Annotated in this window: 27 protein-coding genes and 1 pseudogene; all 28 read right to left on the bottom strand. The window is 40.8% G+C overall.

Annotation, left to right across the window (positions count from 1 at the left end; all coding sequences use genetic code 11):
* Nucleotides 1-8: 8 nt before the first annotated feature.
* Entirely contained in the window at nucleotides 9-872 is an 864-nt protein-coding gene (locus AC4HCY_RS09510; RefSeq protein WP_002294505.1) for an aminoglycoside nucleotidyltransferase ANT(6)-Ia, read from the bottom strand.
* Between the two features lie 32 nt (nucleotides 873-904).
* A complete protein-coding gene (locus AC4HCY_RS09505) occupies nucleotides 905-1,639 on the bottom strand; it encodes a class I SAM-dependent methyltransferase (RefSeq protein ID WP_000662263.1) in 735 nt (244 codons plus the stop codon).
* Nucleotides 1,620-2,489 carry a nucleotidyltransferase domain-containing protein gene (locus tag AC4HCY_RS09500; RefSeq protein ID WP_000228166.1) on the bottom strand — a complete coding sequence of 290 codons (870 nt, stop codon included), beginning with the start codon at nucleotides 2,487-2,489 and terminating at the stop codon, nucleotides 1,620-1,622. The genes AC4HCY_RS09505 and AC4HCY_RS09500 overlap by 20 nt, the downstream gene beginning before the upstream one ends.
* Before the next feature lie 102 nt (nucleotides 2,490-2,591).
* On the bottom strand, nucleotides 2,592-2,837 hold the full coding sequence (locus AC4HCY_RS09495) for a single-stranded DNA-binding protein (RefSeq protein WP_000567889.1): 246 nt from the start codon (nucleotides 2,835-2,837) through the stop codon (nucleotides 2,592-2,594).
* A 143-nt stretch (nucleotides 2,838-2,980) separates the two neighbouring features.
* Entirely contained in the window at nucleotides 2,981-4,552 is a 1,572-nt protein-coding gene (locus AC4HCY_RS09490; RefSeq protein WP_024400882.1) for a recombinase family protein, read from the bottom strand.
* A 3-nt stretch (nucleotides 4,553-4,555) separates the two neighbouring features.
* Nucleotides 4,556-4,969: a recombinase family protein gene (locus AC4HCY_RS09485; RefSeq protein ID WP_000510187.1), complete on the bottom strand. Its 414-nt coding sequence runs from the start codon at nucleotides 4,967-4,969 to the stop codon at nucleotides 4,556-4,558.
* Nucleotides 4,970-6,535: a recombinase family protein gene (locus AC4HCY_RS09480; protein ID WP_024400883.1), complete on the bottom strand. Its 1,566-nt coding sequence runs from the start codon at nucleotides 6,533-6,535 to the stop codon at nucleotides 4,970-4,972.
* A gap of 52 nt (nucleotides 6,536-6,587) precedes the next feature.
* Nucleotides 6,588-6,818, bottom strand: coding sequence for an SHOCT domain-containing protein (locus AC4HCY_RS09475; RefSeq protein ID WP_024400884.1), 231 nt, complete (start codon nucleotides 6,816-6,818; stop codon nucleotides 6,588-6,590).
* Between the two features lie 135 nt (nucleotides 6,819-6,953).
* Complete coding sequence (locus AC4HCY_RS09470) at nucleotides 6,954-7,655, bottom strand: N-acetylmuramoyl-L-alanine amidase (RefSeq protein ID WP_033860797.1); 702 nt, start codon at nucleotides 7,653-7,655, stop codon at nucleotides 6,954-6,956.
* A complete protein-coding gene (locus AC4HCY_RS09465) occupies nucleotides 7,655-8,062 on the bottom strand; it encodes a phage holin family protein (protein ID WP_033860798.1) in 408 nt (135 codons plus the stop codon). The genes AC4HCY_RS09470 and AC4HCY_RS09465 overlap by 1 nt, the downstream gene beginning before the upstream one ends.
* Before the next feature lie 78 nt (nucleotides 8,063-8,140).
* On the bottom strand, nucleotides 8,141-10,612 hold the full coding sequence (locus AC4HCY_RS09460) for a glycosyl hydrolase family 18 protein (RefSeq protein WP_021401057.1): 2,472 nt from the start codon (nucleotides 10,610-10,612) through the stop codon (nucleotides 8,141-8,143).
* The gene (locus AC4HCY_RS09455; RefSeq protein ID WP_021400988.1) at nucleotides 10,609-11,190 is read right to left on the bottom strand and encodes a hypothetical protein; all 582 of its coding nucleotides are present in this window, start codon (nucleotides 11,188-11,190) and stop codon (nucleotides 10,609-10,611) included. The genes AC4HCY_RS09460 and AC4HCY_RS09455 overlap by 4 nt, the downstream gene beginning before the upstream one ends.
* 9 nt (nucleotides 11,191-11,199) lie before the next feature.
* Nucleotides 11,200-11,394: a hypothetical protein gene (locus AC4HCY_RS09450; RefSeq protein WP_024400885.1), complete on the bottom strand. Its 195-nt coding sequence runs from the start codon at nucleotides 11,392-11,394 to the stop codon at nucleotides 11,200-11,202.
* Nucleotides 11,395-11,409: 15 nt separating this feature from the next.
* Nucleotides 11,410-13,932, bottom strand: a complete 2,523-nt coding sequence (locus AC4HCY_RS09445) for a phage tail spike protein (protein ID WP_491095914.1) — start codon at nucleotides 13,930-13,932, stop codon at nucleotides 11,410-11,412.
* A gap of 4 nt (nucleotides 13,933-13,936) precedes the next feature.
* Nucleotides 13,937-14,710, bottom strand: a complete 774-nt coding sequence (locus tag AC4HCY_RS09440) for a distal tail protein Dit (RefSeq protein ID WP_024400887.1) — start codon at nucleotides 14,708-14,710, stop codon at nucleotides 13,937-13,939.
* Nucleotides 14,711-14,723: 13 nt separating this feature from the next.
* The gene (locus AC4HCY_RS09435) at nucleotides 14,724-17,282 is read right to left on the bottom strand and encodes a phage tail protein (protein ID WP_491095913.1); all 2,559 of its coding nucleotides are present in this window, start codon (nucleotides 17,280-17,282) and stop codon (nucleotides 14,724-14,726) included.
* 26 nt (nucleotides 17,283-17,308) lie between these two features.
* Nucleotides 17,309-17,500 (bottom strand): annotated as a pseudogene (locus AC4HCY_RS09430) (hypothetical protein); the annotation flags it as partial.
* A gap of 5 nt (nucleotides 17,501-17,505) precedes the next feature.
* A complete protein-coding gene (locus AC4HCY_RS09425) occupies nucleotides 17,506-17,880 on the bottom strand; it encodes a hypothetical protein (RefSeq protein WP_029749750.1) in 375 nt (124 codons plus the stop codon).
* 11 nt (nucleotides 17,881-17,891) lie between these two features.
* Complete coding sequence (locus tag AC4HCY_RS09420; protein WP_024400889.1) at nucleotides 17,892-18,494, bottom strand: major tail protein; 603 nt, start codon at nucleotides 18,492-18,494, stop codon at nucleotides 17,892-17,894.
* Nucleotides 18,495-18,497: 3 nt separating this feature from the next.
* Complete coding sequence (locus AC4HCY_RS09415; RefSeq protein ID WP_024400890.1) at nucleotides 18,498-18,851, bottom strand: hypothetical protein; 354 nt, start codon at nucleotides 18,849-18,851, stop codon at nucleotides 18,498-18,500.
* Entirely contained in the window at nucleotides 18,848-19,279 is a 432-nt protein-coding gene (locus tag AC4HCY_RS09410; protein ID WP_024400891.1) for an HK97-gp10 family putative phage morphogenesis protein, read from the bottom strand. Before AC4HCY_RS09410 ends, AC4HCY_RS09415 begins: the two co-directional genes overlap by 4 nt.
* Complete coding sequence (locus AC4HCY_RS09405) at nucleotides 19,272-19,607, bottom strand: head-tail adaptor protein (protein ID WP_024400892.1); 336 nt, start codon at nucleotides 19,605-19,607, stop codon at nucleotides 19,272-19,274. The genes AC4HCY_RS09410 and AC4HCY_RS09405 overlap by 8 nt, the downstream gene beginning before the upstream one ends.
* 3 nt (nucleotides 19,608-19,610) lie before the next feature.
* Complete coding sequence (locus AC4HCY_RS09400) at nucleotides 19,611-19,919, bottom strand: head-tail connector protein (RefSeq protein WP_024400893.1); 309 nt, start codon at nucleotides 19,917-19,919, stop codon at nucleotides 19,611-19,613.
* A 17-nt stretch (nucleotides 19,920-19,936) separates the two neighbouring features.
* Complete coding sequence (locus AC4HCY_RS09395) at nucleotides 19,937-20,155, bottom strand: Head fiber protein (protein ID WP_024400894.1); 219 nt, start codon at nucleotides 20,153-20,155, stop codon at nucleotides 19,937-19,939.
* A gap of 15 nt (nucleotides 20,156-20,170) precedes the next feature.
* Nucleotides 20,171-21,370 (bottom strand): phage major capsid protein, encoded by a 1,200-nt coding sequence (locus AC4HCY_RS09390; RefSeq protein ID WP_024400895.1) that lies wholly within the window; start codon nucleotides 21,368-21,370, stop codon nucleotides 20,171-20,173.
* Between the two features lie 12 nt (nucleotides 21,371-21,382).
* Nucleotides 21,383-22,063 carry a head maturation protease, ClpP-related gene (locus AC4HCY_RS09385; RefSeq protein WP_024400896.1) on the bottom strand — a complete coding sequence of 227 codons (681 nt, stop codon included), beginning with the start codon at nucleotides 22,061-22,063 and terminating at the stop codon, nucleotides 21,383-21,385.
* Nucleotides 22,060-23,316: a phage portal protein gene (locus AC4HCY_RS09380; RefSeq protein ID WP_024400897.1), complete on the bottom strand. Its 1,257-nt coding sequence runs from the start codon at nucleotides 23,314-23,316 to the stop codon at nucleotides 22,060-22,062. Before AC4HCY_RS09380 ends, AC4HCY_RS09385 begins: the two co-directional genes overlap by 4 nt.
* A 72-nt stretch (nucleotides 23,317-23,388) precedes the next feature.
* Nucleotides 23,389-23,718 (bottom strand): hypothetical protein, encoded by a 330-nt coding sequence (locus AC4HCY_RS09375; protein WP_021401040.1) that lies wholly within the window; start codon nucleotides 23,716-23,718, stop codon nucleotides 23,389-23,391.
* Nucleotides 23,719-23,798 lie beyond the last annotated feature (80 nt).

Below are 23,798 nucleotides of genomic sequence, written 5' to 3'. Positions count from 1 at the left end.
GCTAATCTTTAAAAATAGTCATTTTCAACATATTTTTTATACATGTCCTCGGTATATCTTGTTATGTTCTTACCATACTCTGGATAATCAAACCCCAGTAGTTCTGCTACCTCTTTGGACACTTCCCTGAACAATTGGTGGCATATAAATAATGACTTCCAAATATTTTCATAGGAATCCATGCGATATGTAGATAATAATCTATTCCATAGATCTTCATCAATGTATTTGTTAATATACTTATAATTTTTCCCAACACTTAATGAAAATTCTGTCTTTATCCCAACCTTCCACGACATCATCCTAAGTAGTTCAAACCGTAGAATCTGGTTCAGATGATCGATTGCAAACAGTATCTCTTTGCGGCACAATCCTTTAATAACATAAGGTGTTACATTCCAAAATTCATTGCAGCAATCATCATACTCCCTTGCGCTTGGCTTTCTTACATGATAATCTATATCAGTCGGAACTATGTCCCTTTTAATTCTACAATCTTTATCAATTAGAACCTTTATTAATTTATCGCCCTTTAGGTAATTATCTAACTCTTCCAAGGGCAATAAGGTAAGATCAATTTTATTGTAATCATCAAATAGCATAAGATAGGAAAATCCCTTTTCTTCAGGTGGGAATAATTCCATATCCTCCGGCTTTTGCATCATTATTATATTCCCAAATTGATTAAGCCAGTCATCATTAGATATAAACGGTTCTATATCACTTACAAAATATGTAATATCATAATCCTGAAATTCATCTTTAGGTATATTAATATTTGCGCGTGACCCCTCAAGGGTCACAATTCGAATACGTTCATCCTGTTCTGCTAAAGAAAGTACTAAATCCATCATTTCTTTTTCTGATCTCATTTACATACTCCTCGTTTATTTTTTCTATATTATTACATCTTCTTTTTTGCCGATACAATCAGCATCATTGGGCGTCGCATTTCATCCGCCATCCCCGGAATATCCATCATGTTCTCTGGCGGCTGTGGCTCCACAATCTGATTTATTATAAAACTATTTGAAAGCAGTGTATTTAGATATGTGGTCAGTGTTCTATGATATTTTGTAACCTTTTCTTCCAAAAACATAGCTGTCCGTTTGCCCTCATAATAATAATTGTCCACCGGGAAATGCAGTATTTCTCCTTTTTCGTTATAATACCAGTCTTGTGTTCCATGAGCAGTAAAAACAGGATGTTCAACTGTAAAAACTAAATTGCCACCAGCCTTCAGCATCCTATATATCTTTTTTATTAAATTCTCATAGTCTGCTACATAATGAAACGCAAGCGAACTTAGTATTACATCAAAGCTCTCCTCTGGGAAATCCACATCTTCTATGGCACAGCATTCATATTCAATCTGTGGAAAATGGGTTTTTCCTTTTGCTACTTCGAGCATTTTATGAGAAATATCAACACCTACTACAGAGGAAGCACCGTTTTCCATCGCATATATACAGTGCCATCCATAGCCGCATCCTAAATCAAGCACACGCTTACCCTTAAAATCAGGTAGCATCTTTTTCAAAGTCTCCCATTCTCCCGCACCAGCCAGTCCTTTCTGCGAGCGACTCATTTGACTGTATTTTTGAAAAAATATATTATCATCATATTTGTTTTCTTTCATCTGAACTCTCCTCGTTTAAAAAGTTATTTATCTCCGATACAATTTCATTCACTTCATTATAAAGCTTCTCGGTCATGTCGTAGCATTCAAAAAGTGAGATACCGAGTACTTCAAAAATATGATTTACCTTCTCGGTATATTTTTCAGGTTTATGTTCAAAAGTTTCAAGCAGTTTTATAGCTTTCTTTTCGTTGATACAATAAGCATTATTACATGCAAATAACACTTGATTTAAACATGAAACTATACGAAAAACATGACCCGCAATATAATATTTATCGTCTGTTCCCGAATTTGCTTTTACAAACATTAAAGAGAACCCTGCTTCAAACATAAAAAAGTTAACTAAACTTTTCTGCAAAGCATTGGGATAAGTTTCTGCCTGTTTTTTTAATTCGCATAAGCTTTCATTCTTAGCATATAGTATTTTGCTAATCGCTAATTCTCCTCGATACATTGCACTAATATAACCATGGGGATGCCCAGTCTGATAATTGGCAGTAACAATTCCGTGCTCTGTATCTTTCATTATTTGTTCCACACGTTTAATATCACGTAAAATTAAATCCACATGATACCCGTTTATGACTAACCATCCGCCGCCATTAATCCAATCACCCCATGCTCCGGGAGGTACAACAAGGTTATTTCTATGCTCATCATCCAGCTTTGTAGCGAATTGATTAATAGTATTTATGTCAAATGATTCTGAATTGTAATAGATGCCGATATCTATATCCGAATCCTCTGTATGGGTGCCCCTTGCACGTGAACCACCTAAAACAATACCTTCTATATAAGACAGAGAGGATAATTTCTCTGCTACTGATTTAATAATATTATCTACCATCAAGCATGCTCCTTTTATCGATTCACTGCTGTAAAAATTCCAAGCCAAATCTTTTGCTTCTACTCAACATATTTATAATTTTTTTAATTTCACAAAAGATAGTTAAAACTTATCAATTGTCTTTTTATACCTCTGCTGATTAGATGAAGTCTTTTCAATAGCCTTTAAATTACCATTCATTTTGCTAACATGGTTTAAAAATAACGTTCCAAGCAGAAGTCGATCCTTTCTGGGTATCCTATTCCACACATATCCCTTGAATAAATCTTTAACAAGAAAAACTTCGCCATCATTTAGATTTTCAGTTTCTCTAATAGCTTCTTCCAATAGCTCATTTACATCAATCATGTTGTCCACTCCTTATTAATAATAATATCAACAACATTGTTGATATTATTATACGTATATTCACAGTCAAAGTCAATCCGTAAATAAGAAAAGCCACCAATCAAGGAAGTAACACCTCTCAATTGGTCGCCATTTCTGATATCCTATATCTCAATATCTATTTCAACACCTGATTTAAATTCAACAGTGAGCTTATCATCAAATACCGTAACTTTTTCAATAAGCCGCCTTACTAATTGCTCATCATATTCCTCCAACTCGCAGGATTGTTCATTTAAGAAATCAGTCATTTCAGCGATTCGTTGCCTTTTTCCTTCACGCTCTGCATTCTCTGCAAGTGCATTTTGCTTCAATTCTCGAAGGCGGTAAATTTCATCAGCCACATCTTCATAGTCATTCTTGGACTTTGCTTGTATAAGAAGCTGTTGTTGTAATTCTTCCAATTTGCCATCAATATCATCGGTGGCATTATCATTTTCTTCATTAAATACAGTAGCTATGTTTTTCTGCAAGGTTGAGAGGAAGGGTTCTTTGTTAGCCAAAAGCTCGTTAATAGCCTTGACCACTGCTGTCTGCAATGTTTCCTCGTTTATGGTAGGAGCAGTGCATTCAGACCCTTTTTCCTCCAATCGGCTAACACATCTCCAAACAATAGACTTGTAGCCTCTGTTATTCCAATGTACCCGTCGGTAAATATCGCCGCAGTGTCCGCAGTAAACAATACTCGATAAAGCATACTTGCTGCTATAGACTCGCTTTTTACCGCCTTTGCGGCCACGAAGATTTGCTCTTCGAACCATCTCTTCTTGAACTTGCATAAAAAGCTCCCTTGGAATAATCGGCTCATGGCTGTTTTCTACATAATACTGGGGAACGATGCCGTTATTCTTGACCCGCTTTTTAGAAAGGAAATCAACCGTATATGTCTTTTGTAGAAGGGCATCACCGATGTACTTTTCATTCTGCAATATCTTTTTTAGTGTTTCTGGTCTCCATTTGGCTTTGCCTGCCGCTGTAAGAATACCGTCTGCTTCTAGTCCTCTTGATATTTGTAAAAGACTAGCTCCTTCAAGGTACTCTCTATAAATCCGTTTAACAACCTCTGCACCCTCGGGGTCGATGACTAGTTGCTTGTTTTCATCCTTGGTGTATCCAAGGAAACGCTTATGGTTGACCTGGACTTCACCTTGTTGATATCGATACTGAATGCCCAGCTTAACGTTCTGACTTAAGGATTGGCTTTCCTGTTGGGCAAGGGAAGCCATAATAGTCAGCATAATTTCACCCTTGGAATCCATGGTGTTGATATTTTCTTTTTCAAAGAATACAGCGATGTTTTTATCTTTTAACTGACGGATGTATTTAAGGCAGTCTAACGTGTTTCTGGCAAATCGGCTGATGGATTTTGTAATGATCATGTCTATTTTTCCTGCCATACATTCCTCAATCATGCGGTTGAACTCTTCACGCTTTTTGGTATTTGTACCTGTGATACCATCATCCGCAAAAATCCCTGCCAATTCCCATTCCTTGTTTTTCTTAATATAGTTTGTATAATGTTCAATCTGAATTTCATAACTTGAAGCCTGCTCCTCACTATCCGTTGAAACACGACAGTAAGCAGCCACTCGTATTTTGGGTTTGCTCTCACTAGTTTTATTATTTCCGACTCGTTTAATTGCCGGAATCACTGTGACATTTCTACTCACTGCCACTTGTTACACCTCACTTTCTATCAAACTGTAGGCATATTCCGCCTGCTTGTATGGGTCTTCATATTTTTGCACCAGAGGTTTTGCTTTGAACTTTACAGGGTAATCCGTTTTCGGTTCATCTTTAGGTTCCCTTATCCTCCCGAGCTTTTCTGCTCGTTTTCGTTTTTCTTCTCTGGCTTTTTCAAATGTCTCCTCATCAATAATGGGAGGGTAAAATTCATCGCCTAGGTAGTGCTTGTTCTGCAACATCTTACCTGCTGTGGCATGATAACAATCTATCCCAGCTTTTTTAGCAGCTTCCTTCAAAGAAAGGCCTGCCAAGTATCCGGAAAATAATTCTTTTACCTGCTCAGAAGTCTTTTCATCCACAACAGCTTTTCCATCTTCAATTCTATATCCATAGGGTGTGTGACCCATCTAATTCACCAACCTTTCCTTCAATGTGATTCCACATTTTAATTCAAAACCTACTTCCTCCCGTGAAAAGACAATAATCCTCTCTACGTAATCTTCAAACAACTCATCCTCATAAGCTGTGAGCATTTTGGACTTAGTGGCAAACTTAAGCAGACGGTCAACTTCATCTACTTTAGCAAAATTGCCATTGACGGAACGAGTAAGTTGATCCTTTTCGGCAAGAAGCCTTTCTCTTTCTGCCTCCAGTGCATTCTTTTCTTTATTAAACAGAGCAGGTTCCAGATACCCTTTGGCCATTAAACCTGTCAGTACTTGGCTCTGCTCCATGTTGTTTTCAATTTTAGTTTCCAACTCTTCAATTCTACGAAAACTCGCTGCATTGTTTTGGTTACGTAACCCATGAAAAAGTGGTCTTAATATAAACTTCTGACCGAATATGAGTTTATTCATCATCGTAACAAATGCAGTCTTTATATCTTCATCTCGAATGAACTGCATGGAACATTCCGTTATATTGCTGATATGCTTACTGCAGCACCAAGCAATGTATTTTCTTGTACCAGATGAATGAATCCGTCTTTTAAAGGTACTGCCACATTCCGAGCAGATAATTTTGCTAGAAAAGGAATATCGGTTTAGATATTTACTGTTGCGTTTTTCGATTCCTTTTTCCTTGGCTCTCTGATTGAGAATGGCATCTACAGCTTCAAAATCTTCAGGGCTGATAATTGCCTCATGGTGGTTTTCTACTAGATACATATTTTTTTCACCATAATTGGTGTGCCTGTTAAAATGGCTATCAGTATAAGTCTTTTGCAAAATAACATCGCCAGTATATTTTTCATTGGTCAGAATCCCTCTAATCGTAGTAGCTGTCCAACGACCACCTCTTTTTGAAGGGATACCCTTTTGATTAAGATCATTTGCAACTTTCTGTGTGCCTTTGCCCGATAATACCTCTGCAAAAATATACTTCACAATTTCAGCTTGCTTGGGGTTTATTATCATCTGACCGTCAATGTTTTGATACCCATATGGTGGGTAGGAAATTTTAAAGGTTCCGTTTTGGAATCGTCTTTGAATGGCCCACTTCGTATTTTCGGAAATGGAAATTGACTCACTTTCTGCAAGCCCACTTAAAATGGAGAGCATCAATTCGCTCTCCATTGAACTCGTATTGATGTTTTCCTTCTCAAAATAGATATGAACCCCAAGGTCGATCAGTTTTCGAACCATCTCCAAGCAATCTGTAGTATTTCTGGCAAATCGGCTAATTGACTTTGTAATAATTAAGTCAATTCTCCCAGTTTCACAGTCTGATAACATTCTAAGTAGGTCAGAGCGGTTTTCCTTTTTCGTGCCGCTGATACCCTCGTCATAATATAAGCCTGCGTATTCCCATTCTGGATTAGCCTTTATATAGCTCTCATAATGGGCCTTTTGTGCTTGCAAGCTGACAAGTTGTTCATCACTGCCTGTAGAAACTCGACAGTAGGCAACTACTCGTGTTTTTGGCTTAATAAAAGAGTTGGCCGTATTTCCTTCTATTTTCGTTATCTTTTTCATCCTCTCACCTCCTTCTTGGTAGGTCACATATTACCTCTGAAACCCTTATATATCAACGATTTGAGGGCATTATCTCCTTCAAAAATGGAGAGAAAGTTTGGCGATTTAGTGCGTCTATTTTGTTGAATTCCACTTCCGTTATTAAGCCTTTTTCGAGCATCTTTCTAAGCAATTTTTCTGCTCTATAATAATCAAATTCTCTTTGAAGCACCTCAGCACTTAAATATTTCTTTTTTGGATTTAATAGTAAATCTTGTTTATCTGTAATTTTAGTTATCTGCATATAGGCAACCTCCATTTCTACAGGGAAAACCCTGCACCTATATGCAAAAATCCTTGATGATTCGAACCCCTAAAAGGCAAAAAAAATGACCCAAAGAGCTGTTATACTCCTCGGGTCATAAAAATTAGCTGTTCGTTAATCGTACTTAATAAAGGCATCGGTAAAACCAGCTTTCTTAGCTTTGGCAAGTTGCGCTTCCGCATTGGCTTTTACAGAATAGGCACCGATTTGCACACGATAATATTTCTTTTTCTCCTGTTCTGCAGGCTTCTCTCCTTCACTTAATAGCTTTTTCACATCCGCTCTGAAGGTATCCATGCCTTTTCCATGCTTTGGAAACCAGTTTTTCGGATCGCCATGATTACTTGCTATGCCTTTTTGATATCCTTCACAGTGACCAATAACATCTTTTTCGGTCAAGTTATAGAGCTTGCAGAGATACACACACAGTTCTACCGCTTCCTTATAAACCGCATTAAAATACGCGGCATCGGTCAAACCGTCCTCGCAGATTTCAAAACCAATATGAGTATCGTTTGCCTTTCCACCTGCATGCCATCCACGATGGTTCCATGGCAGGGTTTGATAAGTGGCAATTGAACCATCCTTAAGCTTTCCAATGAATGCATGAACACATACTTGCCTCCCACCTGGTTTATCCTGATTCCAGTGATTGTTGTACTCGTTTACACCCAACAGGCCATCGTCCGGTCCAACGTATCTACGAAGATACGGATTATTTGCACCAGTGCTATGAACCATAATGCCCTTCGGTGTAATCTTTCTGCCTGCCTTATAACACGCATTTTCAGTTAGAATAAGTTTCCTCAGATTCATTACTCATTTCCTCCTTTGTTATGCAACTGTACAAGAATGTCTTTTAACTGTTCTGGTATTGGCAGTCCTAGTCGACCAGCATTTTCTAGCATAGATATTCCTTCATTGGAGCAATAGAAAAAGATAATGGCTGTCCGGAGCACGCTACCCTCTCCGATAAGGTTCGTATCAATCATATGTCCAATTCCGACCAAAACAAAAATAAGCACCTTCTTAAAGATGCCCCTAAATCCGATCTCACTAGATAGCTTCTTATCAACAATGGCACACATGACACCAGTGATATAATCAGCTACCATCAATGCCACTAATGCATATAAAAAACCATCAAAACCTCCTAAAAACCAGCCCAAGAATCCACCAAATGCTGTAAGTGCAGCTTGTACCCAATTCCATATTTCCTTCATGATTTTTACCTCCTTCATGATTGGTGAATATATAAAAAGAGTGCCTGCAATTTTTCGCAAACACTCCTGAATCGTTAATTATATTTGTTTAGGCAGTGCCTCCCAAAGTCTCATATCCTCCTGTCCTAAAGACCATATGGCAATTCCTCTAAGCTTCCATCGATACGCTGCCTCGTTTGCCCAATAAACAAGGCTGTCTACATCCTGATAATAAAGAATAGAAAAACCGTCAGCATCTCCAAGAAACAAACGTGAAATCCAGACATTGATGTCCTTGGACACGATTTTTACTGAATAATCATTTCCACAGACCAATGGCAAAAGGCCTGAATGGAAGAAATCATAATCCATAGAGATGTCCTGGTTTCGTGTAGAAGCTTCCTCCACATCATTGTTAACTGTGAAAACCTGAAACTCACTATCCCATGTTACACCGGTTCTTGCCAGCCGCCCATACTCAGTTGTGGTTCCATCCGGGAAGGTTACATCAAACCTTTCATAAGGTTCATAAGTCCAGGCATCTCCCAGTCTAAGTAATTCGCATAGAATACGTCCATCAGACCGAACCCCGGCATACCCTCCTGAAAAACCACTAAGCGTCGCTGTAAAGCGCAAAACATTGCTTGCTCCGGAATAAACCCTCACAGAGTTTCCTCGTATCCTCATTTCAATGGTGTACATTCTTGGATTTGAGCGAAGATCTGCTGATGCCGTTTTAACGATTTCAGTGGCATAACTGCCGATTAGAGAAGAACCATTATATAGTTCAATACGCTGTGTATTAAAGTTTAAACAGCAAAAGACATTACCACAAAAAATGCCTGCACGACCACTTCCCTCTGGAGTAAAAGCCAACCTTGCCCGCAAATGAACATCTGAAAACCCGCTATACTTCCACGCCAATTGGCCATACCCGTCAAGCTGCGAATAGGGACGATTGGCGAGATCATTTTGATTTTGCCATATCTGCCACTCGCCGCTTAGTGCTGTCCAGTAGCTGGAGGGAAGTGGATTGTCATCTCTGAAGTCTTCATACCAAATTAGTGCTGAATCAGGCTTTCTGCGTAGCACCTCAGTGGTCAATTTAAAACCTTTATCGGGTTCAGCCATTAAACCGTTCACATCTTTAAATTTGCGAGGAGATAGCATAAACTCTGCCTCTCCAGCAGAAAGTTCTTCAGAAAAACTCGAACATACTCGAAATCCATAGAACTGCACACCTGGTACTGAGGCACTAACGCTGACAGTATGGGTACCAGCTGAAAGAAATACACCAGAAACCAAAGAAAGCCAACAAGTTGTTCGCCAGTATGGCCACCACAGCCTATTCTCGCTAAATACCTTACTTGTCCCGTCAAGTGAAACATGAATACTATTCTTATCCCAGAAGGGAAATGAGATGCGAATGGCTACATCATAAATACCAGCAGATGCAATTTCAAATTCGTATTCGGCTTCACCTTCTTCACCAAGTGTTATCATTTGAGAAGAAACCGATACATTACCAGTATAGCTATCAGGAGTTCCGCCACTACGATCTACATATATCGTGCCAAATTCAGTTTTTTGCTGCTTGCTATAGGCAGTCAAATACCTGCGTCGGTTATAAGTTTCAACCAGTAAAGGATAGGTTCTTGAAACTGCATCCCAGCCTTCCATGTAGTCATACACATGTGGCAAGGCCCAAGGCACCTTATCATAATCATCCCAATACGCTATGATAGGAATCATGGGCTGTGGTGGTCCATCATCTGTAAAGTTATATCCCCCTGTCATCCAAAGCTGTGCGGCATAATATGTGTTTGAAATCCCACGATAAGTGATGCCCAGATTTTCTGGTGTATCGTGGATTCTCCAGTTCCAACCATATGCAGGCAGTCCTAAAAATATTTTTTCAGGAGTCATAACCCGGACTGCATAATCATAAATGCCTTCCAACCAATCCCTGGGAGATACCGGGCCCGGTGCAGAGCCTGCCCATGCCATGCCATAACTCATAATCGCTACTGTATCACAATAGGGATTCAAGTCTTCATAAACACACCAGTTTTCGCCACCAACCGATCCTTGTACTCCAGTCATGCCTGGTAGACAAATATTTACGAGTTTCGAAGAATCATAGGCTTTGACAGTGTTATATATGTCTCGAAATAGAGCATTAGCAGCATCCTTGTTTTCATAGCCACCTCCACGTTCCAAGTCTATATCCACTCCAGCACACCAAGGATACTTATTCATGATGCGAATAATCTCAGTAAGAAATTTATCCTTTGCACCATTGGTATTATTTCTAAGGGCTGTAAAAATAGAAGCCGTACCATGATTCATGATTGTAAGCAGCCATTTGATATGAGGCCAGCGGTTAATGTAAGTAAGCATACTGGATATGCTTGTTCCTGTTTCTGTTATGGTCCCGGTGATATCCACTTCAAAAGTGAAAATACCCACCGTATCAATTCGATCACCATAGTCTCGTAGTGCCTGATACATGCGGGCATTTCCCATGAAGCTCCAAACCATGCACCGCTTACCTTTTAGGTAATCAATCAAGGGCGCTCACTTCCTTCCTGCATTTCTTGAAATTCGAACAATAGCCGAGCTGATTTTCTGTCCTCTAGCTTCACCACATGTTTGCTATCACCCGATGCTGTATATTGAAAAAATCCTTCCTTATCAGTTGGGTTTCCATTCTTTAAACACTGTCTGGTTGATGCTAGTAGTGAAAAGGTATCGTCTGGGCTAGCAGCCTCTTTAAATTTTACCCTATGCGCCCCTGCCCCTTGAGACAATTGGATACTGCCTGCTTCCATATTCTGTATAGGATAGATATGACAGTCAAGACCAGCGGAAGTTGAACCCAGATTGAAGAGGATAACCGTCTCTCCGCTACGAACCACTCCGTTATAAAAACGAGCAGGAACAATAACACCGCCCTCTCGGTATTTTTGAAGCATCGTTTCTGTATTAATTGTATAACCAGTTAGACGATCACCTTCCTGAGCCTGAATATCAGTGAAATAAACAGTACCTGTGCAATCTTCAAGAAGTAGTTTCACTGTTACGCTTACTACTCGTTTATCCTCTTTACAATGAATCGTCTCAGCAAACCTGGTAAATGTAACTGACATCTGCACCACCTACCCATCCAACGTCCACTTAATTTCTGACACATGACCAATCCAGCCCGTAGCAATGGAGCCACCTTGCAAAAGCATATCTGTAAAGAACACCTCACCAGAACAATCAGTAATGAAAAGACGGATGGTAAGCGACTTTATCTTTCCAATACCTCTCGGTGTAATAGCATGTGCTGTCTGTGAAAAATAAGCCATAGCACTGCCTCCTTCCTAAAAGAGATCAATAAACCTGGTTTCTGTCGACCCATCCTCATATTCAATGACAACTTCAATCCCAACTTGCCCGTTTGGCCCTTTCTGAAGATTTTCCGATGCAATCTGCGCTGAGAAAGTGTAACTCTTCCTACTGGCAGGATAAACGGTCTGGGATAGACTTTTCGTCATCCCTAAAACGCCCTCAGCTTTAAAAGAAGCTGTTCCTGATACACCATTATTAGGGTCAACTGTAAAACCTGAATTTAACCAATAGGTTAGACCATCATCAGCTCGTGAATTTCGTAGATGATTAAAAGGCACCAAGTCTTTTAATTCCTGACGGTCAAGAACATCAGTGGAAGATAAAATATCGGCTGCTTTATCCCATCCAGCAGAGGAATCTCCTAGTTCTCTTAAAGTTGTTGATAGCTCCAGTACTGTTTTCCACGGCTCTTGTAGATTGTATTGTCTGCGAACCACACGAGTTTTGACAGATAAATTCAAATCTTTATCATCTACGGTTACTATATCACCAAGCTTCCATGCTTCATGCTCATAGCCTGTCAACACCGATAAATCCATAGCTGAAAGAACATACGAGACTCGTGGCTTTGCATACTGAGCCAGGCGCATATTGGCAAACTCAAGCAACTGATAGGGATTACTAAACGAGGAAGCATCCAGCGTTCCTACTCTAACTTCTGATGAATAGCTATAATCCTCGACATACTCCTTATTACCATTGATGGAGGCAAACGTCATGCCATCTTTACCATAAGCATAAAGCCTGGTAATTAGACTTCTTGTATCCACCACGCGCTGTATGCTTTTCATGTTTTTTCTATAGCAAAATAAGGCCCCACTATCCGTACCGCTAAATGTCAAAAGGTGTACCAGCCGATTGGCACTATCGAAAATCAAGTCACCGCCATGAATATTCTGTATGGCTCGAAGGATAGATAAAGCATTCTTCTCTGTTGATTGCCATGATCGTTTTGTACTGACAGTGACATTTCCTAATGACCAGCCAGTACCAAGTAAGGCATAGCGCATTGGAACTTCCGGTGTCTCTGCGACAAACTCCATGGGCTCTTTCTCAGCGCTAAAGGAAAGATCATAAAAGGCAGCTTCCGCATACACCTGAGTTACAACTCTACCATCTGAACTTTTCTCATCTGTTATGGTTCGAATACGATAAACATCATTGACAATCTGTACCTGCTTTTCATTGTCTAAAGCCTCTCGCTTGGAATCATGAAATGGCAGTTTAAACTCCAAAATATCGGCGCCATTCACCTCACTTGTCACTATGATATCAAAGGCATTCTCTAGCACTGCTTCCCAAGCACCGTTAGTATCCAACACAACTGGTCTGGCAAATCCAAGTCTCTCATAAGGTGGTTTTGGTATATCATGAAGCTGTATTTCGAGAAGCTTAGGAGTTTTGCTAGTATCTTGAGTGGATAGTGTAATTCGATAACGGATATATTCTCTGTTAGGCGACTGCAGTTCCCCGCTTGCTCCAACGGCCTGCCATTCAGTCCAGCTAGACAGATCGTCTGATGTAGAAGTTTCCACTAGGCTTATGGCTGTTATACCTGCGGTGTATTCACTTGTAACTGATACCCTGCCCGTTCCTGCAAGACTACAGGCAGCTGCTATCGTAAAAAGCTGACCACTTTGTGCATAGACTCCGCTTGTTGCTTTCAACATGACAGAGCCAGGGTCCGCAAGGGCATCTACATCAGCAGCACTGTCACCACCGTTTGCCAAAATTGAAGATTTGAAATAGGAAATAAGATCCTCCATGGTAAGTAAAGAATCTTTTTCATAAAACCAGTCATCAAATCCTCCAGCGTAATAATAGGTATTTGCATGCATCCCCATCACAATATCCGCAATACAAGATTGATTTAATTCTCCAGTGAATGTTCGAACTGGAGATTGCCAAACAGCGCCATCACTTCGGTCACAAAGTAAGTTCTGCACCCTTTTGTTGTTTACCTCGATAATAGAAGCGATAAAGTACCACCCGTTATTCTTTAGGGTAATAGTAGGCGTTTCGGTCTGATCATATATCAAGGAGCCTGAGGCATTATACAGCATTAATCGCAACCTTCCCTGAAATAAAGAAACATAAAAAATTGGCTGACCAGGTCCTTGTCTAGTATTAAAAATCGGGATATACGTCTGCCCTACAGAATAAGTAGTTGGATTTATCCATCCGCCAACAACAATCTTTTCACCTAAATCACTAAAAAAGCTACCGTCATTGGTAGTCACTAAATGAGTCTTTTCACTTGTTGGATTAATGATATTCTGCCTGAAAAATCTTCCTAATCTACCGGATAACAAGTTGGCGGATGTACCTGACCATCCGGATACAAAGAAGTTTCTGTTATGGCCGGAATCATCTGTAAGCATGTTGTTGCTATCTGGTGAAGCTTCATTAAATCGCCATAGAGCAACTGTCTTCTCGCTTACAGGAAACTCACCCGTAAAATCTGTCTGTGATGTTAAGATTGATTTAATTGCCACCAGATCACCTCCATCTGCTTTTGGCCAGAATCTTCAGCTCCGAAAATGTTGCTCCCACCGCTGATACTGTTATTTCATTTTCACCTTTGTGAAGTATAGGGAAGTTTAGCTCATCCAGGACTGGAAGCCCATTTCGAAGTGTATTTCCGTTGGCATCGGTTATTTTTGCTGTCACTAATCCGCTATCAATTACAAGCGCTTCATCTGCCGTCAAAGCTCCAACCACTCGAAGCTCCTCTCCATTCGTGGTAATGGAAATATATGTGGATGTAGATCCACTTATTGTGCCCTTAAGTTGATATATCGGTTCTGAATCTGCATTCCCGGTTATTCTTTGGATCTCATGAGTTCCAACACTTGAAATCGTGAATTGTTCATCTGTCAACGCATAGGCGTGAGGATCAGGACAGATAAACTTCAACTCAAAGGCACCTGCAGTTCTAAGTAATCTCTCGCAGTCCACTTGTTCAGTGAGGCGAGCATAAAAGTATCGATTCGGAATATCCTCTAATACAAGCTGTTTAAGACCGTTCATAGGGTTGAGCCACTCTGCAAGATCATCTAACACGCCTACTAAATCCTCAAAGCTCTTTTGAGGATATATGCTGCAGCTAATCGTAATGATCCGCTCTGAGATATCACAACCAAAATCAGCAACCCCTGCCTTTCCCGGAACAACCTCATACGTGTTTCTTAAAGCGGGCGATGCTTGCCAACTTGTGAGCCTTGCTTTTATTTTCATATTCTTTGAGTTAATACCGTTATAAATAAAGCCCATACATCGCCCTCCTTTACGCAGTTATAAATCTTCCCTGAGCTCGAGATCCTGTCTGCATCAAATTGTATAACTCCTGTGAAATCTTTCTAATATCGTCTTCACTTCGAACAATCATCTGTTGTATCGTAATTAATGACCCTCCAAATGTTCCATATCCGCTACTAATACCGGCTCCATTCATATTCAGATTAGGGTTAATGTCAAAATCAGTAGGGATAGCGTTTTTCATATCCTGGCTAACACTATTCATGGCTTTTTCAAAACCGACACCAATACCCTCTCCCATGTTTTCGCCAATTCCAGCAAACAATGTAGATGGCGATCGAATTCCAAAGAAATTTTTTATTTTATCTACAACACCACCAAAAAAGCCTGAGATTTTATCCCAAAGCCAGGCTCCGGCATCTGAAATACCCTGCCACAAACCTTTGATTAAATTGGTCCCAACCTGGGCAATTTGCCAAATAGATCCTGTAAAACCTTTAACCAGTGCTGTAATAATTTGTGGCACTGCTTTAACAACCTCTACTATAATTGCTGGAAGGTTCTTAATCAGCGAAACCAACAGCATGATTCCTGCTTGAATGATCTGTGGTATGCTGCCAATAATAGCATTCACAAGGGAGGATACAATCTTTGGTATAGCAGTAATAACTGTTGTAATAATTAGTGGTAGATTTTGAATCAGTGCCACTAGCAGTTGAACCCCAGCATCAATGAGCAGTGGGATTGAGCCCAAAATCGCTGTGATTAACCCGTCAACAATCTGAGGAATTGCTTCTACAATGGCGGTAATGATTTCTGGCAAAGCACCAATTAAAGATGTCAGAAGTTGAATACCAGCCTCGATTATTTGAGGTATTGCGCCTATAACAAAATCTACTATGCCAGTAATAATGGCTGGCAAAGCCGCGATCAGCACTGGAAGGGCATCTAAAATACCTTGAGTTAATCCAAGTACAAGTTGCAGAGCTGCTTCTAAAACCATAGGAAGGTTATCCAAAAGCCCCTGTACGATTTGTACCACCGCTGAAACTGCAGCAGGAATTAACTGTGGCAGAGCTTCTGCAATTCCACTTATTATGGTTCCAATCATTTGAATACCTGCTGTAATTAGCGCTGGAAGTGTTTCAATGATTCCATTGACTAATGTCATCAGTAGCATGACTGCAGCTTCTGTTATTTGCGGTAATGCAGTGGTAAGCCCTTGAACCAGAGAAATAATAATCTGCGAAGCAATATCTACTACAATTGGCAACTGCTCAGATATAAACTGAACTGCTTCCTCTAAGATTCCTCCAAAAGCATCAATTAAGCCTTGAACACCGTCTTTTTCAAATGCTCCAGACAATTCATCGACCCAACCATTAACCATGGGAAGAACGGTACCGGAAAGCATAGTTGTTAAGCCTTCAGCAAGTTGGCCCTTCAATGAAGCAACACCATCTTCGAGAGTTGCCATCTGCCCAGAAAAGGTTTTTGACTGAGCTTCCATTGACCCATAGAAACGCCCACCTTCCGATGTAGCTGAGGCAAACGCTTCTGCGACCATATCTGCAGATATTGCCCCTTTGGACATTTCATCCTTAAGTTCACCAATGGATTTTCCTGTCTTACGCGAGATTTCCTCTAGTGGGTTAAATCCTGCATTAATCATTTGCATCAAGTCCTGTCCGGTTAACTTACCAGTAGAGGACATTTGTGCAAATGCCAGTGTCAGGCTTTTGAACTTCTCGGCATCTCCCTGAGATATATCACCCAGCTGCTTCATGCGTTTTTGAGCTTCTTCTGCAGACATACCAAAGCTCATAAGGGTTTGAGCTGATTGGGCAAGATCCTGCATTCCAAATGGTGTAGCTGCTGCTTCTTTTTTCAGATCATTAACCAGCTTTTGAGCTTTAGCCTCATCTCCAAGCATGGTGGTAAAGGAAGCTGTGTAGTTTTCCATTTGAGCGTTGTATTCAACGCCATCTTTCATAGCGCCTATAAAGGCTTTTCCAATTCCCGCAATGGCTGAGCCTAAAGCTTTTACCCCACCAATTATGGCTTCTGATAACAAATTTGCTTTAAGTACATCTCCAAAAACAGAGGTTTTCTTGCTAGCATCATCCATTTCATCGCCAACATCATCAACATTATCTGCAAGTTCATTGGCTGCATCAGCGGCATCTTCCATGTTATCAGCACTGTCATCTGTGGCGTCAGCATGGTCACGTAGCGCTTTATGGTTATTTTCAAGTTCCCGCTCCATGCCATTAAGTTCAGCCAAAGCTTTATTTAGTTGAATCTGCCAGTTTTGAGTTCTACGATCGTTTTCTCCAAAAGAAGTAGAGGCGTTATCTAGGGCAGCTCGTAGTGTCTCTATTTTTTCTTTTTGTGCATCAATGGATTTTTCTAATACTTCATTTCGCGCAGTTAAGGCTTGGATGGATTTATCGTTTTTATCAAACTGGGAGCTGACTAGAGCCATCTCACTACCTAATACTTTAAATGCTTGGTTAATGTCACGAAGTGCATTTTTGAATTCCTTTTCGCCTTCCACTCCGATTTTTAAACCAAAATTATCTGCCAAGATTATCGCCTCCTTTCTTTGAAAGATCAAATACCATAAGGAATAATGTCATCGATGTAAATCTTCCGTTTTGGTTTGGACATTCCAAGAAACTGCTTATGGCACTCCCATAAATCCATAAGCAAGCCAATAGGTGTAAGCCATGTTTCCTCTTCGGTACGATTTAAATGAACAGTCCCGTAATATAAAAGCCGGGTAAAGAGTTCATTCTCGTTTACCCGGTTTAAACGTTTTTTGAGTCATCTTCAGATTCTACATTTCTCTTGGTTCCCTTAAACATTGCTTCTGTCAAAGCGTTCTTATAAGTAGCTAGTTCCAAAGGAGAGGTGAGAAGTTCAACTTCTTCTTGAGTAAGCAGCGGCTTTTTGTTATCTGGATTTCGAAGGTTGTGAATGAGTAGGCTCTGATTGGCCATTAAAGTTATCAGCCAGACTATTTCATCCAGTGCCATTTCGAAGTTCTCAGACTTCAGTAATTTCTCACCCAAATTTTCAAGACCGCCATATCTCCCAGCAATTTCTTTTGTGGCTTTAGTGGTAAGGATAAGCTCATACTCCTGCCCGCCAATATTGATCTTTGCACTTCTTTCGTTATCCATTCCAATCCCCCTTATTCTCCACTTCCGCCAGAAGCAGCAAATGTAGGCTCATACACTTCGCTATACCAACCATTAATAATTGCCTGGGTTACGCCCTCATCACCCTCGTTTACTTCTGCTTTCCATGGATGCTTACCCTGACCATCCAGCTTATTTCTACGAAGTACTGTTCCTTCAATGGTCGGAGTTGAGAAAGTAATACTATCACCTTTGGTCGCCAAGTTTGTTGCAGGAATTCCAAACTTCACACGATACAGCCAAAAGTATCGGTATTTACCGTTTGCCTTTTGTGCTCTAAAGCCAATTGCAACAGGAGCCCCTCCATCCTCACTGGTTGAAATGAGTACATGGTTGTCATCAATGGTAGCTCCTGTTAAATCTCCTGCAGCTGTTACCCCTATATCATCAATACCGAGAGTAAGGGTACCACTTTTAAATTCTTTGACAATTTCAGCGGCACCATCATCGGCATAAAGAGTGGCCTCAGCAAGCTCAACGGAAAGTTCTGCACTGATTGCTTTTGCTAGCGGCATCGGTGTATCATAGGTTTCATCACCGTTGTCATCTTCGGTGATTTTTGCATAATAAAGTCTATCCAGACCGATTGTAGCCATGTTTTATTCCTCCTTTTCCAATTGAAATTCATATGGTTTAGCCACATCTATGGCATAATGGTGATAATCGGTATCATCCTCATGTCCGATGTATCGACGATCCGTTATCGTAAAATCCGCACCTAGAAGAGTGCGGACAATGGCATTTTTTATAGCTGTATAACTGCCTTTCACAAATAAGGAAAGTCTGGCTTCCTGTACTTCATATCCCGGTGTGTTATCCGCATGAACCTCAAACAAATCAATAAGAGGTGTAATCACAAGATAAGTATCAGGAGGAACACCAGAAAATCTTCCTGTTTCTACTGGGATACCGCACAAATCTGCTATGAGATTAAGCTCATTTAATATACTCATAAGTTTTCGACCTCCTGCTCAAACCTCTTCTTCATAGCGTCAATACATGCTTTTCTTGAAGCCCTTCTTGCAGGCTTTAAAAATGGTTTTGGTGGCTGACCCGATTTTCCATATTCGATGATATTGGCAATCTTAGCGTTACTTTCGCCGCTTCTTCGTGGCTCCTTAAAACCTATCTTCACGTTGAAATTGCCATTCCAGTCCACTTTAGCGGGAGAAAGACCCAACGAACTAATCAGTTCTCCTGTAGACCGACTTTTTTCTTTTGTTCCACTACCAACTATAGCTTGCAAATTAGATCTAACCTTTTCCAAAACGATTTCCCCGCCTGACTCAAGTACCTTTGGGATGATTTCATCCGTCTTATCGCCAAGCTTTGAAAGCTTTAAAAGAAAATCCTCAGGCATTTTTACTTGTAACTTAGCCACTTGACCCCACCACCTTTTTTGCCAAGGCTTCAATATACATGCCTCGACCTTTTACATCTTCAACATTTGTAATCTCATAGCGGCCATCATTACACACAATCACCATATTGGTAGATACCTCAACATCAGGTATCTTACGAAAACAAAACAGAGCAGTTGCTTCAGAAAATGCCGCTCGGTTAGCCCACTTTTCATTTCCATGACGATCTTCCTTATAAGCACGAACGGAAGCGAGGATGGTGTCCTTAGATTTACCAAAGCCTTCACTGTCTTTCGTTCTTTCAACAAAAATGAGATCGATAAAGGTATTCATTTTTCCAAAACTCATACTCTACACCTTCCAATCCCGGTCAAGCCTGAGCAGTAAATTTACAGTGTTCCAAACCTGCTGGCCTGCCTGCACGTTATCAGCAAAAAAGCCGCCAGTGCTACCATCCCTACTTTCATAGAAGTGAGATGACAACATAATGACGGCCTGCTCGGTAGTTGGCGGCATTGTGTTCTCATTATAATGACCTTCCGGTACATGCTGATAACTCTCGGCATATGCGATAGCGGTGGTGATGTACATCTGAAGAAGTTCATCATCGCGATCGTGCTCAAGAATTAGATTTGCTTTAACTTTTTCTAAAAGTGTCATCACCATCACTATCCTTTCTAAGGTGTATCTCCATTCATGATTCCTGCAGTTTTCAGCTTACTGAGCAAGGCATTAAAGTCCGTCACTAGAGCTTCTACAGTATCCGCAGTGCTTGCCGGTTGATTTTCAAGAACAGGGAGCCCAGTTACTTTGGCTCCCTCTTCAATGACAAGTTCTCCACCAATAACGGTTTTTTCTCCACCTTGTTCGGTGTAGTTCTTTGCGTTATAGCTCATAATTTGCACCTCCCATTAAGCTTTCTGCTGAAGAACTTTGATGGCTTCAGGTAAAATGAGCTTTCCATCTACACGCTGGCTCGCAAGGAAACCAACCTGCCCAGTAGTTGCAAAAAGCTCGTTTAAACGTTTGAAAGAACGCCCCTGTCTGTCAGCAATCCAATAGTATCCGAAATCACCGAAGGCAATCGTCTTTGCTCCGGCTTCAATAATAGGAGCATAAGCAGAAGTGTAAACCGGACGATTCAGCAACGTATCTGGAGTACCTGCTGTTAAAGAAGGCTGCCACAGATATTGACCTTGACCGTCTTTCAGTTTACGGATTGCTTTTACTGTTGCATCATTCATCAGGAATACTGCGTTCTTTCTGTAAGGAGCCTTTAGGGAATAAACAAGATCGATAATCTCATCTGCCGTAATGGCAGTTGCAGACCCGGCTGTCACTCCAAGCTGTGCACCACCAGTAGCGTTGAAAATTCCTGTAGGTTTCCCATCTGCATCTCCAACTAAAAAAGCTTCTTCTTCCTTAGCACCGATTCTACGGGCAAATTCAGTGGAGATATAATTCTCCAGATCAAATACACTGTCATTGAGAAGTTCATCAGAAACTTTAATCATTGTACCCAGCTTATAGGCACCGATAGATGTCTGGCCAAATACAGAATCGCTCTCATCAAACTCCTCACCTTCATCAAGCCAAGCCGCTGTACCCTTAGTCACAACAACAGGGATTTTGCGGTCACCGCTTGAAGTCTGAATAATTTTTGCCAGTTTACGGAATACATTCTCTTCCTCAAGGGTTTGAACTAAAGTACGCTCAAATTCATCAGGAACAAGATATCCTCCCTCTGAATCAGTGCCTACAGACAAAGCATTTAGCACATCATGACGAGGAGTTTTGCTACGCATTACGTTCCAGAATGCCTTTCTGTACTCATCACTGGCTCTTCCGGTCTTTGTATCCATCCCCGGAATAGCTGGTTTTTCGGTAAGAGGTGTGTTTACAGGCTTATTAAGCTCTGCTTCAAGAGCTTCTTGGCGCTCCAGTCTTGCAATTTCCTTACCCAGATTAATAATGTCTGCTTCCATTTTGTCGTAGGTTGCGGCATCCTCTGCGGACACAAGTCCATCACTACCACGCTTTGAATCAAGAAATGCCTTTGCTGCTTCCCATGCTTTTGCGCGCTTTTCACGCAGTTCAAGAATTTTACTCATTTTCATTTCCTCCTAATATTTCAATAAATTAAGCCGCTCATAAAGCGACTCGGCTGACTGTTTTACAACTGGTTTTTGAAGCTTATTCATTAGTGAATTAGTCACTGCTCTTCTGCTGAAGACAAAGCTATCTTGTAGTGCACTCTCTCCTGGTTTGAACATAATGTCATCTGCAAAGCCAAGCTCGACTGCCTTATTGGCATTTAGCCAAGTTTCAGCATCCATCAGTTGAGATAACCTTGTTCTAGACAAATCGGTTTTAAGTTCATAAGCGTTGATGATACTTTCCTTAACTTCATCCAGCATCTGCATTGCCTTTTGCATCTCCTCGCTATCGCCAATGGCTATGGTGAAAGGATTATGGATCATCATCAGTGATGTTGGAGACATTAAAACTTCCGTACCTGCCATGGCAATGACTGAGGCGGCTGATGCTGCAATGCCATCAATCTTTATGGTGACATTGCCTTTATAATCCATCAGCATGTTGTAAATCTGTGATGCCGCGATACAATCACCACCAGGTGAATTAATCCAAACTACTATGTCACCCTCGCCACTCATTAGCTCTGCTTTAAAAGCAGCAGGGGTAATATCATCATCAAACCAACTCTCCTCAGCAATTGCACCGTTTAGATAGAGGGTCCGTGTCTGTATATCTTCATCACGCACCCAATTCCAAAATTTCTTCATTCATTTTTTCCCTCCAATCCTTCTCTATTTGCGAATATGCCCGCATCCGCAAGCTTGGTCATATTGCCATTGATCAGATATAAGTCCCCGCCAAGCTCAGGTGGGATTCGGTCAAGGTTTTCTAGCTCTCGGATATCATTGGCACTCATCCAACCATTTTGTCTCGCGGTTGCATAACCGTTCATCCGAGAGACATAATCACCTCGAAGCAGTCCATCCACATTAAACTTGGCAAAATAGAGCTTCTTTTCATCTGGTCTTAAAAGTGCTCGGCTGATGGCCTGTTCCCAACGTATCACCCAAGGGTCCAAAGTGTATTTCACAAACTCCAGTGACTGTTGCTCAATATTAGAAAAGCTCGATTTTTCCAAGTCCCCAACCATATGTGGAGGTACGCGGAAAATCCGAGCGATTTCATTAATCTGAAACTTTCTTGTCTCTAAAAACTGAGCTTGTTCTGGTGAGATACCAATAGGCTGATACTTCATCCCTTCCTCAAGCACTGCCACACGATGGGAGTTGCTGCTTCCTTGATAGGCCGCATTCCAGCTATCTCGCACTTTTTGTGGGTCTTTAATCGTTCCAGGATGCTCAAGTACACCTCCCGGAGCTGCTCCATTTGCAAAAAACTTAGCTCCATATTCCTCACAGGCTATGGCCATACCAATGGCATTCTTGGCCATTGCAATCGGAGAATACCCTACTAGTCCATCAAATCCTAAGCCAGGAATATGAAGCACATCGCTTGGCCTTAGTGTGACCGTCATTCCATTCATCGTAGGTGCTTCATCGGAATATCTGGTATAGGTATAATAAAGAGCACCACTGGAATCGCGGTCCACCGACATTCGATTTGGCATTAACGGATACAGTGCTATGACTTCACCTTTTCCATTTCGAATAATCTGTGCATAGGCATTGCCCCATAATAAAAGATGAGTCATCAACGTCTCCCGAAAAACGAAGGAACTCATCTCTGGGTTAGGTTCATCATGTAATACAAAATACAGCGGATGAGAAAGAGCCTTTTCCTTACCGCCGCTTGCATTGTATTTATATAGGTGGAGGGGTAACCCTGCCACAGCCTCTGCAAGTATTCTTACGCATGAATAGACCGCTGTCATTTGCATTGCTGTATGTTCGTTTACAGGCTTACCGCTGGTTGTTCCACCAAAAAAGAAGCTATAATTGCTTCCTGTGGTTCGATCCTTCGGTTTATCACGCGCCTTAAATAGCTTTGAAAAGAGGCCCATATACATCACTCTCCTTAAAATTGGGCATGAAAAAAGCACCTCGCGTTTGAGATGCCTTTCCTAAAATCATTATTATAACTTTAGATATTCTTCTGCATCTGATCCATTGTTTCCGAGATGCTTAACACCTTTAATGGTTCCATTTGCAACATTGTCATATAACCATCTTCCAAGTAGTGTTGGAGGAGTATCTATTAAATCTCTTAGAAAGAACTTCTGTCCAGAAGGTAAAGAATCTATTTTCTTTACCATTCTTTTATAAAGATCTGCGTAAGTACTTTTTCCCCGCAATGCTCTAACTTTACATAACTCAGCGATATTGGGATAACCTTCAGATGCTGCCTCAGCAATTAATTGTTCTTTTTCAGTATCACTTATCGTAAATTGTACCCTGTAACTCATTTTCAACCTCCTTTTACGGACTTGTGTTCAGACTTCTGTTCATAAATCTATAATATCGGAGATTGTTTTGTTTTACAAGT

The organism is Lutispora sp. QWL-02, assembly GCF_058315355.1.
This window is presented reverse-complemented; position numbering and strand designations above follow the sequence as displayed.